The organism is Spirosoma koreense, assembly GCF_054777875.1.
This window is the reverse complement of record NZ_BAAHAC010000005.1, coordinates 84,051-98,556: the sequence shown is the minus strand read 5'-3', so window position 1 is coordinate 98,556 and position 14,506 is coordinate 84,051. Positions and strand designations below refer to the sequence as shown.

Sequence of the window (14,506 nt, the reverse complement as noted above, 5' to 3'; positions counted from 1 at the left end):
CATGACCCATCCATCAATGACCCGTTCACCCATTCTTTCCCAAACGTTTCACCAGACCACCATCAACCCAGCCAGTGTACAGGCCTACTTGCTGAGCTATCCCCGCTATTACTCGGCGGGCTATGTCAAAGGAGCCAATGTCTATGCGCTGCAGCTGTTAAATAACACGGACTATTTTGAATGGCAACTGCGTCGGTATTTGGCTAGTCCGACCAAAACGCTGCGTGGCGTGTTTCGCGAAATCCGCGCCTTTCAGGGGTTCCACTACGAACACGCCTGCGAGATGATCACTTTTTCGCTGGCCGCCGTGGGCGAGACGATCCTGGTCAATGAGTGGTATGAGCTCATGCCGCGCTATCAACTGGCCCGCCAGCGCATTGAGAAGCGCTTTGGCATTGATCGATACTTGCGGTCTGTTAACTCGGACGTGATCACTTGCCTGCAACAACTTTAACGCTAAGAATCAATCAATTTATTTTTAACCCTATTGTCCAAATGGCTTACATCAATCTCCAGCAAATCGGCGAACTAGCCTCCGAAACCCTGTCGCTCCAGCTCATGGCCGAAAGCTACTGCTTTGGCACGGATTCGGAAAAGAAGGAAATCGACGATTCGACCTTTGTCGCCCTGATCAAAACGCACAAGCAAGCCGAGAATCTGTTTAACAAGCTTCGCCAGTTGCATCAGGTGTGCACCGACTTTGTCAATGGAAACCTGCAGCCCTACATCGATAAGCACGAGCAGTGGAAAGAGGATGATGACGATGTCTTCGAACCCTGGGATGAGCTGGACCGCTGTTTCAACACCTACTCCATTCATGATCTGCCCGAGCGCATTGAGCAGTATGCGGAGCTAATGACGTTTGTTCAAAGTTTCGCCGAACTCCAGAAACGGCAGCGCGAAGGCTTTGCCAAGTTCCTCGGCAAGATGCCGCGCTATTTTACGGCCACCGACGAAGCCGGGCAAACCGTTATGATTCCCGAAAGCGAAATGCCCGCTGACTTTCTCCACCAGCGGGCCGTGTCCGAAGAAATCGCCGAGGTCGAAATGGAGTACTGCTTAGACCGCTACAATGATTTCTACTTCACCGCGTCGGCTATCTATGGCTCGCGGGCCGGGGCCAGCGACGACGTGGCCAGCTGCGCGGAACTGATCCTGGGACTATTCGCTCCTTACCAAACTAAACGCTAACACCATGTTTTATTCCAAACTACGCAACGCGATCGCTGAGCTCTTTCCCGATCGCTACCAGCGTCACCGTTGGCGAAATCTCTTACCTGACTTTGTCGACGTGCACCTGAAAGGACTCACCATCCAGTGGGCCCGCCATCAGCACTCGTCCCAGGCACCACAACCAACCATGCCGCCCGAACTGCCCGCGGCCATCAGCCAGCTGGCTCGTCAGCAAAAGCTCAGCTACGATTTTTTGGCCCTGAGTCATTTTGTGCAGCTGCATCAAACCGGCTACCTGACGGCCCAGCACCAGCGCCTGTCGGAGCTAACCCAAACCTCGCTCACCGAGTTGTTTGCCAGCCAGACGCCCCGCCCCGATGCCGATCCGGTGTATAACCAGCTGCTGCGCACGATCCTGCTGCAGCTAGCGGGCCCCGACGGTCAGCAGATGGATAACCAGACGCTGTTGACCAGCTTCATTCAGCAGCAGTTCGAGAGTTATCAACAACAATTAAATGACTACGAAGAGGGCTGGGCCGATCATCAGAATCCGCAACGACCGCATGATCCACCCAAACCTGCTCAGGAACTGGTCGCGGCCGTCATTCTGCAGGCACTGGACAATCAGCAGACCTATAGCCAGCTGGCCTTCGAGCTGTTTGAGGCCCGCCAGATGATACGGCTCATGGAGCAGAGCAGCGAGTTTCAGTCCGAACTGACGGGCAAGATGCGAACAGCCGCTCAACTCAACTACCAGGCCGCCCGCATGTACGAACAGGGCATCGATCTGGATAACCGCCACAACTGATCGCTGGTTAACATCCAGTGCGGGTCAAAAGGTTAACTTTTGTTAGCCAGTCGCAAACCGCTTTTAAGGATCCGCGGACAACCCGCATACGAACAAATCGACCCGCAGAGTTTCTGTATCTACCATTTTCGTATCTTTAGCTTACCAACGGCCTCTCTTCGCCGTTGCTCTTGGCCCGTCCCGCCATAGCGGACACCCCGATTCTCTTGGCCCGGCTCTGCCATATGTAGCTTTTTGGTCCCTTCGGATAAATCAGTTCCCAATTCAGTACATCATTCTGCGCGCTGGTTGCCGCATCCGCGCGCTTTCTTTTCGCCCATGGACGATACGCAAGACAATACCACTCCGCCGGATGATTCGGCCAAGCCCGATCCGCTCAGCAGCCTAACCGAGAAACAGCGGCTGTTCGTGCTTTCCTATGTCGAGCACGGTAACGGTGCCCGGGCGGCACGTGAAGCGGGTTACGCCGAAAAGCATGCGCGTATCGAAGCGGCCAAACTGCTCAAAAAACCCGCCATTAAAGCCGCCATTGGCTCGTTCATGGAAGAGCACGGTATGTCGGCCGGCGAGTGCATCGGTCGGTTGACCCACTGGGCCCGGGGCAGCCTGGAGCCCTTTATCGCCTACGTCGAGGAGGTGCAGTACAACCCCCTGACGGGTACGCCGTTTCTGGACACGCACAGCCAGCCCGTCACCAAACTGACCGCCCGGCTGGATCTGACCAGTGAGGAGGCCCGGGCCAATTTGCACCTGCTGAAAAAGATCAAGCAGGGGCCGCATGGGTTGGAAATCGAACTGACCGATCCCAAGGATGCGGTGGATAAGCTCTTGCAGGTACACGGCCGCTACAAGACCAAGCTGGACCTGTCGCTCCTCTCCGAACAGCAGATCGATGAACTACTGGAAAAAGCCCTGGCTAAACTCGGATGAACATGATCTTACCACGGAAACAAAAGATGGCGGCCCTTCAGCAGGCCCTGACGGGGAATGCCGAGCCGCTCCAGCAATTGAAAGCCCAGCGGGGTCGGCTATATACCGAGGCCGAGCTGGCTGAGATTCATCGCCAGTGGCAAACGATCAACCCCTCGGCGAGCCCCGACGAATCGCTGCGGCTGTTTGGCCGCTACGCTCCGATTCCCGGTAAGGCCTACGCGATGATTGACTTTGGCGACGGACTGTTTCTGTACGCCGGTAAACCCTGATCCAATATGAAACCCATCGACCAAAAGGCACAGAAGCTGCTGGCCCTGCAGGCGGCCCTAAACGGCAATCCCGAATTGTTGCAGGCCTACAAGGCCCAGTGGGGTAAGCCCTACACCGAAGCCGAGCTGGAGGAGCGTCGGCAGTATCTGACCAGTGTGTACGGCTACGAGGCCAGCCTGGAAGAGGTCTTCACCTTGTTTGGCCGCTCGGTGCCGACCGGGCCGGGCGCCAGCTACCGGCTACCCAATGGGATGCCAATTTATTTCTAACGCTTAATCCGTTTTTATCATGGCGCAGACCATCGAAACCAAATACAGCCTTGATTTGAATGACTTCTTTGCCCAGATGGACAAGATGTCGGCCACACTCGGTCAGGTCGAAGACCGGCTCAAGGCCCAGTCCCGCCTTAACCCTCTGGGTGAAGCGGCCAGCAAACTGGTCGACTTCAATAAACACCTCAGCCAGCAGGTGCAGACCTACCAGCGGGTGCAGGCGGCCGTCGTATCGCTGGAGAAAGAGCAGGCCCGGCTGAAACAAACCACCGCCCAGATCAAAAAGAGTCAGGACGAGCTGGCCGCGGCCGATCAGTACGGCGAGCTCAAAAAGCAGATCAGCCTGATCGAAAGGGCGCTGGAGCGGCTCAGTGCGCCCCTGAAAGAAGTTGACTCGTGGTGGGATAAACTAAAGGCCAAATTCGCCAAGGGGCTGTCCGTTCCTACCATCAAACTCCCCTCGCTGGGCGGTAAGTCGTCGGGTGATCAGAAAGACGGTTTTCTGGGGCAGGCGGGTGAAGCGGCCCTGGATCAGCTGGGTGAAGCTGCAGGCCTGAACCTGAGCGGAGGCACGCTGGCTGCAGGAACCGCCGTGGCCGCGACGGCCGGTACGGTCATCAAGGGCACCAAGGAATGGGCCGCGTACGGAGCCGCCCTGTCTGAGGTCAGCGCGCTTACCGGCGCCACAGGCAAAAGTCTGGAGTATCTGGATACGCAGGCTCAGAAGATCGAGCGCGAAACAGGTCTGGCTGGCAAGGAAGTGCTCGAAGCGTTTAAGTCCATTGCCGGTATCAAGCCCGAACTGCTGGAAAACAACGAAGCACTCGCGCAGACGACGAAGGAGGTCATTACGCTCTCGCAGGCGTCGAAACTGAGTTTAGAGGAATCCGCGAAAGCCCTATTGGGTAGTCTGTCGCAGTTTGGCGAAGGGGCCGAAGAGGCTGCTCGGTTTTCCAACGTACTCGCAGCGGGTGCGAAACTGGGCAATAGTGAAATCAACGACACCGCTGAAGCGCTGAAGAATTCTGGAACGGCGATGAAAGCCGCGGGCCTCAGCTTCGAGCAGGGCAACGCCCTGCTTCAGATCCTGGCCGGTAAAATGATCAAAGGATCGGAGGCCGGAACCGCCCTTCGCAACGTGCTCTTGAAGCTGGAAACGGATACGGATAAAAACCTGCGGCCGTCGATTGTCGGGCTGAATGCCGCCCTTGATAATGCCGCCAAGAAGTACGACACGACGTCTGAGCAAGCCAAGATTTTTGGCACCGAGAATATCGTAGCCGCTAAGCAGGTGCTCGATGCGCGTAACGAAGTCGCCAAAATGACCGAGACGCTGACCGGTACTAACGTTGCCTACGAACAGGCCCGCACGAACACCGACAACCTGGCCAGTGACCTGAAGAAAGCGGGTACGTCGATTGATGCGTTCTTTCGAAACCTGGGCCAAAGCAACGACGGGTTCCTGCGGGGGATGGTGCAGCGCTTCACCAGCTTTGTCAATGAGATCGGCAGTAAGACGTCGGTGTTCAAAACATTTATCAGCAGTTACGTCAATAATGAACAGGATGGACTCATCGGCGCGCTGTTTACCGCCGGGCGGGCGGCTAATAAACAGCGTCAGGCTAACCTGGACGCTTCCCGTAATGAGGCTAAACAATCGGGCATTGTGACGGCTACCAAACAGTCGGTCGACGATGATCTGCGCATTATCACCGAGCTCAACAAAAAGCGCGGGGAGGTGCAGGCCAAAGCCGAACGCGACGCGGCCGATACGGTCAAGAAGCAGCGTGATGCGGTGTACGCCGAAGCCGTCGCCGATCACCAGCGGCTACGTAAGGAACTGGAGGCTGAGATTAAGCAGACGGGTAAAGATAGCGGTAAGCTAGCCGAATCGTTCAACAAGTCGCGCGAAGCACTGCTGTCGGCCAGTACGGGTAAGAAGCTGGCTGACAACCAGGTCGCGCGCTTGAAGAAACAGGCCGACGAGCAGGCCGCGAACCTGGCGAAGCTACTGAACGAAGGCCCCTCGAAAGAAGGCGAAAAAGCCCGCAAGAAAGCGCTGGACGATGAGAACGAAAGCAACCGGTTACTGCTGGCCGCCAAACAGGACTATCTGAAAGAAGTCCAGAAGCTGGAGTCGGACTACGGCAAGGAGCGGCTGGAGCAGTTGCAGAAGGATTCCGCGGGGTATATCGATGCGCGCGCGGATCTGGATCAGAAGGAGCTAAAGCTGCAGCGGGATCAGATTGAGAAAAAATTACAACTCGCTAAATCCGACAAAACGCTGGTCATCAATGGCAAACGGCAGGTCGTCGCGGATACTAATATCACGCTCGCCAATTCGGCTCCGCAGATCGCGGCTATTTTCGCGGATCGGGAAAAGCAAATCGAAGAAAAGCGCGCGCGGGATCTGCAACTCTCGCGGATTCGCCAGGAGTACCAACTGCTGGAGCTCGCCAAACGATCCAACGAAACCGAACTGCAACTTTTCGATAAGTTCTGGGAGGAGAAGCTGCTACTCGAAAAGAAGAATACCGAAACGTATGACTCGCTACTCAAACAACGCGATGATGCCCGCGCAATACTAGCGAAAACGGGGACCGTGCAGGAGATCGCCGAGTTTGAAAAAGCCTGGGAATTGATTCTGGCCAACGAGAAAACCAACACGGCCGTCTACGAGGCCATGGTAGCTAAACGCAACCGGGACCGCAACACGCTGGCCGTCGATCTGATCTTAAAGCAAACCAAAGATCAGGAAGGTATCGAACTGGCCTTTACCAGCACCGATCAGTTTTCCAAGAATCTGCGCGCAAACGATCCGTCGCTCAACGCGGATGACATTCTCGAAAAACGCCAGCAGGCGCAGCTAGCCATCCGGATCAAGTATGGCCAGGAAACCATCCGGTTGCTGCGCGAGCAGGGGGAGGCTCAGAACGCGCTATTGATCTCCCAGACTCAGGCGGCCGTCGACGAGCTCAAACAGCAGCAGGACGAGCTGAAGGCCAACACGCCCGCTTTCCGCGACATCTACGATCTGCTGGGCCTGACCGACGGTATGGATCAGACCCACCTGGATTATTTCCGCAAGGGCATGCAGCAGATCGGCGATGCCATCACGGAGGTGACGAGTCTGATCGTGCAGCAGAGCGAAGAGCGCATTCAGGCCATCGATCGGGAGATCGACGCCAAGCAACAGCAGGTCGACATCGAAACCGAGCGCAACCAGCAAGGCTACGCCAACAACCTGGCCCTTCGCCAGAAAGAGCTGGATGATCTGAAAGCCCAGAAAGCCCAGGAGGAACAGGTGCGCCGGAATGCGCTAAAGGTGCAGCAGGCGCTGGATACGGCCTCGACGATATCGAATGCGGCCATGACCGTCAGTAACGGCATTACGTTTCTGACCCGGCTGGCGGCTGAGGAAATCAAGCTGGGGCCGATTGCAGGGCCGATCGCTTTCTTTGGGACACTGGCGGCCATGACGGCGGCCATCTTCGCCAGTGTCGCCAAGATCAGGGCCCTGAGCTCGGCCAGTACCCAACTGCGCAAAGGAGGGCGGCTGCGGGGGCCTTCGCATGAGGCTGGCGGCATCCGCGGCACGGGGGCTTTTTCGGACATCGAAGTAGAAGGCAATGAGCACATCACCAACGCCCGTTCGTCGATCAAATACGATCGGACGCTGGAAGCGCTGAATGTAGATGATCCTCATAAAGCGATTGCGGCCATGATGCGCGAGGGAGGTCTCGGCCTGCCACCGGTAATCATTCAGCACATGCAGAGTCCGAGCTGGGGCGTTCAGAAACAGTCGATTGACCTAACTAGCTTAACGTCTGAACTGCGCGAGCATAAAGAGTTGACCCGGGCTATGTTCAGGCACATGCAGAACCAAGGCAAGAAAAAGCAAATCACCTCCATTGCACCCGGCTTTGTCGTTGAGCAGGAAGATGGCAAAACAACCTACAAGGACATGCGTAGCGAGATGAAACGATTGGGCTACAAAGTAGATTGATAGGCTCCTAAATGTGTACCAGAACCACATTTAACCAACTCGCCTTGAGTGTAACTTCCCCTAATAAGTTTCAAGCCTTATTAGGGGAAGCGCCGTGGAAGGGCACCGTCTCACAAACTCACATGTATCCCGAAAAATAGACATTGATTCCTGAGATGGCAATTTGAGACTAAGCGTAATTAGAACTGACGCGATTAATAGAAGATCAGCAACTATCGCATTTAACGGGCGTTTAAATCTATTGAAAACAGAGAATCAGGCCCTGCCTACAGGTGTATCCGCGGTGACAATCGATTCCAGCCAGCGACCCACTCCCTCAATTAAGAAAGAAATTGTCAACCAGACCCCATTCTCAGCGGTATAGAACTATACTTGAGCGATCTGCTAATGGCCTACCACCCCCCAAAGCAAGGCTACTCTGGTGAGAACAAGCTTAACGCCAGGGCCATGATTACTCGCAACAACTCCCCACTAAACCACCACTCAGAGACCAGCTTACACCACCATAACCTCCAGCGAGCCACCCTACTGGTCATCGAAGATCAGGATGACCTGTGGACAATTCTACGCTTTAGCCTGACTAAACAGTTTCCAGATGTGAGTCTGCATCGATGCGCCCGACCCGAAGAGGCCATGAGCTATCTGACCCAGGGAATCGATGGCCCACTGGTTTTGCCCAAACTTATTCTCCAGGATCTTTATCTGCCACAAAGGGAGACCGGCATTCGGCTGATCACCGACATCCGCAGCTTGCTGGAGGGTCACCAACAGATTCCGATCCTGGTGATGAGTTCATCGGTGGAGCAAGCCGATGTGCGCCAGGCCTATCAGCAGGGCGCCAGTTTTTACATTGTCAAACCCCAGACCCTCCCCGGTTGGCTCACTCTGGCTCAGCGCCTGCGCCATTTCTGGTGGGATCAGGGCGTGCTACCCCTCCACCCAGACACAGACGCCTAGTTCAGCCCGGGGGCATCAAGACTGCCCGTGGATGGCCAGCCGGATGCGAAACAGGGTGCCTTCGCCGGGCTTACTTTCGATCTCCAGACTGGCTCGCAGCAGCTCACACAATCCCTTCACAATCGATAGCCCAATGCCTTCCCCTGGATGGCTGAACACCGAGCGGGAGGCTTTTGTGCTGGCCGCTTCCTTTGCATCGGCAGTTGAATTGGCCAGGCCAAAGGCGGCCGAAGATTCGGGGGAGGGGTCTAAGACCTGAGCCAGAGAACCGGCCTGTATGGCGGAGGGTAAGCCCGGCCCTGAATCCTGAACACTCACCAGCCAGCGGGACTCACCCTCCTGACTCCAGCTTACTGACACCCAGCCTGTAGGCGTATGCTTAAGGGCGTTGAGTACCAGATTCTGCAGGATGCGTTGCAGCAGCAGGGGATCACAGTCCACCACCAGGTTGGCTGGGCCATCGGCCTTTAGCACTAAGCCTCGTTCAGCGGCCAGGGGCTGATAGCCCGCCACCAGGTCGGTTAACAGCTGAGCAGCATCCATCGACTGGATGGCCAGTGTCTCCTGGCCGGCTTCCAGGCGGGCTAAGTCCATCAGCTGGGTGATCAGCGATTGACTGTTGGTCAGGTTGCGTAGTAGCATTTCTAGGAACTGCTGACGCTCCTGCTCCGAGTCCATCACCTGGTTTAAGATCTGGGCCGCTCCCTGAATAGCCCCGAAACTGCCCCGTAAATCATGGGAGGATTGGCGCAGGAGCTCACTGCGCTGGTGGCCCAGTTGGTTTAACTCGGCCAGGGTTTTCTCCAGGGCTTCCACCCGGCTGCTGGCTGCCCGGCGTTGTAAGTGGGCAAACTGGCTCACACTGCCACTGGTGATCTGGCTATTGAAAAGAGCGATCTGCTCATAAGCGCTGCTCATGGTGGCTCCATCAATGGCGGGAGTGTCTTGCCAGTAAGCACGCAGCTCTGTCAGCAGGATCTGGCCTAAGTAGTGCATCTCGGTCAGGAGTTCGGTCAGGGTATAGCCCTTCTGCCAGCGGTGCAGGCCATGTTCGGCGGCTAACAGGTCTACCTGGCCTTCTTCGGGCTGCTGGCGCAGTCGTTGCTGGAGCACATTGAGCAGGAAGGGGACTTTGTTAGTAAACTCTTCCCGGCTTAAGCTTTTGACGCCTTTTAGGAATCCATCGGTTTCACAAGCGGTACGCCAGCTATTGAGCAGGGCTTCACGTCGGGCAGTTAGATAGCCAGCTACGGGGCCAAGGGAAGCGGAGTCAGCAGCAGAGGCAGGGTTCATGGTTGAACAGGGTTAGGCCTTCACAGTCTAGAGAAGCGGCCCCTTCAGCCGTGGTATGCCAAAGTAGGCAACCCAGGAAAGCTGAAGGGGCCACCCGGTCCAGTAAAGGTAGCCACAGTTTGAGTGGGTTGTTGCTGGCGAAACGATTTAAAGTGGGTGCCGGCTCCCTACTAGACGGTTGGTGCTTTAGGGGGCAGTCTCCCAGGCTGTATTTGTCCGTAGGTGGCCAGCAAACCAATCAGCACCACTTAGCTCCCGCATAGTCATTCTCACGAAATGCTCCCAAATGAGACGAGAGGGCCTATAGGCGTCCTTGATGGGGCGATTCTTGGCCCATCCAGACGGGATGTATCCTAATCAGCAATGGCGTCGTGTTTCTCTCAGGAGCCAGATTCAGAAAGAGAAGATTCTGCCGGAAAATCAGCCAGCTGTTTCGCAAAACTAACCGACTCCTCTCCCCCCCCGTTGTGACGGCCCATTCGGCCATCGCATACAGCACTGATCGCAAGGCTTTCCCCGAGGCCGACAACTCATAGGTAACATGAGGGCGAACAACGTGTTTGGACCGCCGGATGACGAGACCAGCGGTTTCCAATTGTTTGAGTTGTTGGATGAGCACCTTTTCAGTCAAGCCAGGAATCGCTTTTCGAATCTCGCTATATCGTTTCGCCCCCGTTAGCAGGCTAAACAGAATAAGGGGCTTCCAGTAGCCGCCAATCTTTTCCATCACATAGGTGACGGTGCAGTTCAGGAAAGCATACTGCTTATTTTCCTGCACGACTGATGCTAGTTTTATGGGCGTCATGGTATACCTACTTTGGGACCAGTTCTTGTACAAAAGTACGTTCTGCGGTTGGTTTGCACAAAAACTCTCCGACCAATGAACATTACAGTAACGGGATCGATTGGCAACGTTAGCCGTCCCTTAATTAAGACATTAGTGGCCAGTGGTCACCAGGTCTGGGTTATTAGTTCAAGCCCTGATCGGGCCCTCCAGATAAGCGCCCTGGGAGCAACCCCTTTCCTTGGGGCACTCCAGGATGGAGCCTTTGTGTTGAAGGCGTTTCAAGGCAGTGATGCCGTCTACTTGATGATCCCCCCTCCTTTCAACACCCCTGACTATAACCAGTTTGTTCAAACCGTAGGTAAAAATTATGCCCATGCTGTCCGTCAGGCCCATATTCAGTATGTAGTAAATCTGAGCAGTGTGGGCTCGGTTTTGGCGGGTCGTCCGCCTTTACTGGGCTATCAAAGTTTAGAAGCATATCTAAGTTCACTGACAGACGTTCATGTCCTGCATCTGAGACCAGCCGGCTTCTATTCCAATTTCTATGGGAGCATACCTATGATCCACCATCAGGGCATTATCGGTAATAATTTCGATGGGGATGTGAGTTTAGTCATGTCTCACCCGGACGATATCGCGGAGGCCGCAGCCCAGGCCTTCAATACGCTATCATTTCAGGGAAGCACCGCCGTCAACATCATCAGCGACCAAAAGACGGGCCATGAACTGGCGGCCATTCTGGGCACCTCCATTGGTCGCCCGGATTTAACATGGGTTACTTTCACCGATCAACAACTTTTGAGCGCTCTAGTTCAGAACGGAATTAAAGCGGATGTAGCTCAGCACTACATGGTCGATATGGGTAGGGCTATTGGTCAAGGGTTACTGGATGACTATTACCAAAACAGCACCGGTAAGGTGTTTGGGCGACGGTCTTTTGCTGGATTTGCCCAGGAATTTGCCCAAGTCTACCAAGCCCGTGTTGGCTGATCTAGCCAGTGAAAAAGCAACGATCTAGTAGCTTGAGTAGTAAGCGTCATTCAACCTTAGCTCCCTCGATCGTTGAGGCTAAGGTTTTGTGTTAGCCGATCTCAGAGCTCGTTTTCAGTAAGAACGGACGAGCACTGATAATGCCGCTAAAGCCGTTTATAGCTTTCCAATTTAAGTCTCTATTGAAGAGCTATACATTCAACCGAAATTAAAATACCTGCCGGAAAGGGCATCACCTGAGGGGTGCTACGGGCCGGGGGATTAACAGGAAAAAACTCAGTATACACTTTATTAATAACACTAAAATCATTATCAGCCACCATAAAGATGGTCGTCTTCACCACTTTACTTAAGTCGCTTCCTGCTTCTTCCAAAATGATTTTGATATTGTGAAAACATTGTCTGGTTTGCTGCTCAAAATCATGACTAATGACTTGGCCGGAGCTGATATCTAAACCTGGAGTTCCAGATAAAAAAATAAAGTTGTCGGCAAGCACTGCTTGAGGAAACACTTGGCTCATCTGTGGAGCCTTAGCCGTGTTAAAATTTTGCCTTTCTGCCATGTTTTTTGTGATTTGACCATCGAGTTTATCCCTAACTCTATGATTGATAGAGTTTAAACATAAAAATAGGCGACGCTTACTTTCTACTATCGGTGCTGAGGGCAAATCATGAAAGTCATTTTCGTGTGTTGGGAAGTAAAGTACGAAAAGGAAATTAGTCTATTAACAAGCAGACACTCTTTATCTAGATCTCAAAATACCCTCCTAACTGAGATGAGGAAGTATCTATTATTCGGGCATTTGAAGAGACACATTCTACCGGTAGGCTGATAACCCTTTCTTCGTTTCAAGGTTTACTGTAAACTACTCTCACTCAATACCATGCCTAATCCACCTGATGGCAAAGACCAGGCATTTCTGCTCAAGTTGAGCGATACCTTGCGCGCCGAAACCGGCGTTAAGGGCGTCGGCAATCGAGCGACTCAACTGATTGCCAAGCGATTAGGAGCAGATCGGGTTTATCTGGTCACCATAAACCCAAACGACGATACCCTCGTGATCACCCATGAGACTCGGCGTCCCGACATGCCCCCACTGCTGGGTACCTATCGGGGTTCGGAATTTCCATCGGCAATCAAGGAAATTTCCGAACGCACCATCGTCTATACCGATGTGCGTACCGATGACCGCTTGACGGAGCGGGAACGTCTCTCGTTTGCGGGGCTAGGTGCTGTAGGGTTCATGGCCGCATCGGTCCGCCGGGGCAGCCAGATCATGATCTGGGCCGCCGGGGTTGTATCGAGCGGGCCGCGAGCCTGGACAGCGAGCGAAGTAGTGCTGTTTGAGGATGCCATTGAACGCACCTGGGCTGCCGTCGAACGGGCCAGAGCCGAACAAGCCTTGCGTGACAGCGAAGCCAGGCTTCAGTTGGCGCTCAATGCTGCCGAGTTGGGTACGTTCATCTGGCACGTGGCCGAAGACCGCACCGAAGAGGACGCTTTGGCGCGCGTCCACTTCGGCTTGCCGCCGGTCGGCACCGTCTCGCTGGCAGAGGCACTAGTGACCACCTTCCACCCCGACGACGCCCCGCGTTACGCTGCCGCTGTCGTACGCGCCATCGACCCGGCTGGCTCCGGCACGCTACATGAGGAGTTCCGGGTGAGGCACCCTGACGGGCGGGAGAGGTGGCTAGCCGTCAACGCGACGACCGCCTTCGAAGGCACCCCACCGGTGGCCGTCCGGTTGACGGGCGTGCTGGCGGATGTTACCGAGCGCAAGCAGGCAGACGAATCATTGCGAAGGGTCGCCCAAACCGATGCGTTCCGGGTGAGATTAAGCGATGCGCTAAGTCCGCTGTCGAACTCGGTCCAAATTCAACAAGCCGTGACTCAAATTGCCCTGGATCATTTCGGGGCTGACCGTTTCTATTATTGCGAGATTCGGGACGGGCAGGCCATTATTCGCCGGGATGCCGCCCGCCAGGACTTGCCATCGGTAACCGGCGTCTACGACCTGACGAGCATGCCCATGTTGACCGCGGTAATTGAGACGGGCCGACCCTTCATCGTCAACGACGTCCATACCACCAATTTGGTCGATGAATCGCTACGCCGCTTGTGTATCCAGTTGGCGGTGATTTCCTTTATTGACATACCGGTGATCAAAGAAGGTAGGCCGGTTGGCGTTCTGTGCGTAGTGCAGGACAAACCCCGACAGTGGACAGAGTTGGACGTGGCCTTAGCTCAGGAAGTGGCCGAACGAACCTGGGTGGCTGTCGAGCGGGCGCGTGCCGAAGAAGCACTTCGACAAGCGGATCGACGCAAAGATGAATTTCTGGCCATGCTGGCCCACGAACTGCGCAACCCCTTGGCTCCTGTGCGTAATGGACTCCAGTTACTGGCTCAGACCCAAGGACAGGAGCAGTTTCTAAGTACGATGTTGCCCATCATGAATCGGCAGATGGATCATTTAATGCGGATGCTGGATGATCTGCTGGATGTGAGTCGCATCAGTCAGGGCAAGATACAGCTGCATAAACAACGGATTGATTTAACCCTACTGGTCAATCAAACCGTTCAGGCCATGCAACCGGTGTACACCGCTTCGAGTCGTCGGTTGAGCGCTCAGCTACCCGACTATCCCCTTTATCTGGATGGCGATGGAACTCGATTAAATCAAGTGGTGGCTAACCTGCTGTCTAATGGCCTACGGTACACCCACGAGGGTGGGCACGTATGGCTCAGTTTAGAGAGGCTCAATGAACGGGCAGTGCTGCGGGTGAGCGATAACGGGATCGGCTTAGCCGCCGATCAGTTGGGGACCATTTTTGAGTTGTTCGTCCAGGTAGACACCTCGTTGGCTCGTTCCCATGGTGGTTTGGGGGTAGGCTTGGCGTTAGTACAACAACTGGTTCAGCTGCATGGTGGGCGGGTAGAAGCTCATAGTCCAGGCTTAGAACAAGGTAGTGAGTTTGTGGTATATTTACCCATCCTGCTCACTTAATCCTTGGCAATC

The 14,506-nt window shown here is 54.8% G+C and carries 13 protein-coding genes; 10 read left to right on the top strand and 3 right to left on the bottom strand.

From position 1 onward, the window contains the following. Position 1 precedes the first annotated feature (1 nt). The 8 genes from ACYVC2_RS06245 to ACYVC2_RS06210 all read left to right on the top strand — a co-directional run bounded on the left by ACYVC2_RS06245 (position 2) and on the right by ACYVC2_RS06210 (position 8,419). A complete protein-coding gene (locus tag ACYVC2_RS06245) occupies positions 2-454 on the top strand; it encodes a hypothetical protein (RefSeq protein WP_461101444.1) in 453 nt (150 codons plus the stop codon). Positions 455-495: 41 nt separating this feature from the next. Beyond that, on the top strand, positions 496-1,191 hold the full coding sequence (locus tag ACYVC2_RS06240; protein ID WP_461101443.1) for a hypothetical protein: 696 nt from the start codon (positions 496-498) through the stop codon (positions 1,189-1,191). A 4-nt stretch (positions 1,192-1,195) separates the two neighbouring features. Next, positions 1,196-1,981: a hypothetical protein gene (locus ACYVC2_RS06235; protein ID WP_461101442.1), complete on the top strand. Its 786-nt coding sequence runs from the start codon at positions 1,196-1,198 to the stop codon at positions 1,979-1,981. A 318-nt stretch (positions 1,982-2,299) separates the two neighbouring features. Further along, positions 2,300-2,911: a terminase small subunit gene (locus ACYVC2_RS06230; RefSeq protein ID WP_461101441.1), complete on the top strand. Its 612-nt coding sequence runs from the start codon at positions 2,300-2,302 to the stop codon at positions 2,909-2,911. A gap of 2 nt (positions 2,912-2,913) precedes the next feature. After that, positions 2,914-3,183: a hypothetical protein gene (locus ACYVC2_RS06225; protein WP_461101440.1), complete on the top strand. Its 270-nt coding sequence runs from the start codon at positions 2,914-2,916 to the stop codon at positions 3,181-3,183. A 6-nt stretch (positions 3,184-3,189) separates the two neighbouring features. Next, a complete protein-coding gene (locus ACYVC2_RS06220; RefSeq protein ID WP_461101439.1) occupies positions 3,190-3,453 on the top strand; it encodes a hypothetical protein in 264 nt (87 codons plus the stop codon). Between the two features lie 19 nt (positions 3,454-3,472). Then, positions 3,473-7,462, top strand: a complete 3,990-nt coding sequence (locus ACYVC2_RS06215; RefSeq protein ID WP_461101438.1) for a phage tail tape measure protein — start codon at positions 3,473-3,475, stop codon at positions 7,460-7,462. Between the two features lie 447 nt (positions 7,463-7,909). Further along, positions 7,910-8,419: a response regulator gene (locus tag ACYVC2_RS06210; RefSeq protein WP_461101437.1), complete on the top strand. Its 510-nt coding sequence runs from the start codon at positions 7,910-7,912 to the stop codon at positions 8,417-8,419. A gap of 15 nt (positions 8,420-8,434) precedes the next feature. Here the strand turns inward: ACYVC2_RS06210 and ACYVC2_RS06205 are convergent, their stop codons facing one another. Beyond that, positions 8,435-9,712: a sensor histidine kinase gene (locus ACYVC2_RS06205; RefSeq protein ID WP_461101436.1), complete on the bottom strand. Its 1,278-nt coding sequence runs from the start codon at positions 9,710-9,712 to the stop codon at positions 8,435-8,437. A gap of 301 nt (positions 9,713-10,013) precedes the next feature. Next, positions 10,014-10,517 (bottom strand): winged helix-turn-helix transcriptional regulator, encoded by a 504-nt coding sequence (locus ACYVC2_RS06200; protein ID WP_461101435.1) that lies wholly within the window; start codon positions 10,515-10,517, stop codon positions 10,014-10,016. A 75-nt stretch (positions 10,518-10,592) separates the two neighbouring features. Between ACYVC2_RS06200 and ACYVC2_RS06195 the strand changes: the two genes are divergently transcribed. Then, positions 10,593-11,489, top strand: coding sequence for an NmrA family NAD(P)-binding protein (locus ACYVC2_RS06195; RefSeq protein ID WP_461101434.1), 897 nt, complete (start codon positions 10,593-10,595; stop codon positions 11,487-11,489). 179 nt (positions 11,490-11,668) lie between these two features. On the opposite strand, the gene ACYVC2_RS06190 is transcribed toward ACYVC2_RS06195, so the two are convergent. Continuing rightward, positions 11,669-12,052 (bottom strand): RidA family protein, encoded by a 384-nt coding sequence (locus ACYVC2_RS06190; RefSeq protein WP_461101433.1) that lies wholly within the window; start codon positions 12,050-12,052, stop codon positions 11,669-11,671. A gap of 321 nt (positions 12,053-12,373) precedes the next feature. Here ACYVC2_RS06190 and ACYVC2_RS06185 point away from each other — a divergent pair, with 321 nt between their 5' ends. Then, the gene (locus tag ACYVC2_RS06185; protein ID WP_461101432.1) at positions 12,374-14,494 is read left to right on the top strand and encodes a sensor histidine kinase; all 2,121 of its coding nucleotides are present in this window, start codon (positions 12,374-12,376) and stop codon (positions 14,492-14,494) included. Positions 14,495-14,506 lie beyond the last annotated feature (12 nt).

Excerpts from the sequence above, each read along its gene's own strand:
- ACYVC2_RS06190 (WP_461101433.1), bottom strand. The coding sequence starts at position 12,052 with ATGGCAGAAAGGCAAAATTTTAACACGGCTAAGGCTCCACAGATGAGC.
- ACYVC2_RS06195 (WP_461101434.1), top strand. The coding sequence starts at position 10,593 with ATGAACATTACAGTAACGGGATCGATTGGCAACGTTAGCCGTCCCTTA.
- ACYVC2_RS06240 (WP_461101443.1), top strand. The coding sequence starts at position 496 with ATGGCTTACATCAATCTCCAGCAAATCGGCGAACTAGCCTCCGAAACC.
- ACYVC2_RS06185 (WP_461101432.1), top strand. The coding sequence starts at position 12,374 with ATGCCTAATCCACCTGATGGCAAAGACCAGGCATTTCTGCTCAAGTTG.
- ACYVC2_RS06225 (WP_461101440.1), top strand. The coding sequence starts at position 2,914 with ATGATCTTACCACGGAAACAAAAGATGGCGGCCCTTCAGCAGGCCCTG.
- ACYVC2_RS06215 (WP_461101438.1), top strand. The coding sequence starts at position 3,473 with ATGGCGCAGACCATCGAAACCAAATACAGCCTTGATTTGAATGACTTC.
- ACYVC2_RS06200 (WP_461101435.1), bottom strand. The coding sequence starts at position 10,517 with ATGACGCCCATAAAACTAGCATCAGTCGTGCAGGAAAATAAGCAGTAT.
- ACYVC2_RS06210 (WP_461101437.1), top strand. The coding sequence starts at position 7,910 with ATGATTACTCGCAACAACTCCCCACTAAACCACCACTCAGAGACCAGC.
- ACYVC2_RS06205 (WP_461101436.1), bottom strand. The coding sequence starts at position 9,712 with ATGAACCCTGCCTCTGCTGCTGACTCCGCTTCCCTTGGCCCCGTAGCT.
- ACYVC2_RS06235 (WP_461101442.1), top strand. The coding sequence starts at position 1,196 with ATGTTTTATTCCAAACTACGCAACGCGATCGCTGAGCTCTTTCCCGAT.
- ACYVC2_RS06245 (WP_461101444.1), top strand. The coding sequence starts at position 2 with ATGACCCATCCATCAATGACCCGTTCACCCATTCTTTCCCAAACGTTT.
- ACYVC2_RS06230 (WP_461101441.1), top strand. The coding sequence starts at position 2,300 with ATGGACGATACGCAAGACAATACCACTCCGCCGGATGATTCGGCCAAG.
- ACYVC2_RS06220 (WP_461101439.1), top strand. The coding sequence starts at position 3,190 with ATGAAACCCATCGACCAAAAGGCACAGAAGCTGCTGGCCCTGCAGGCG.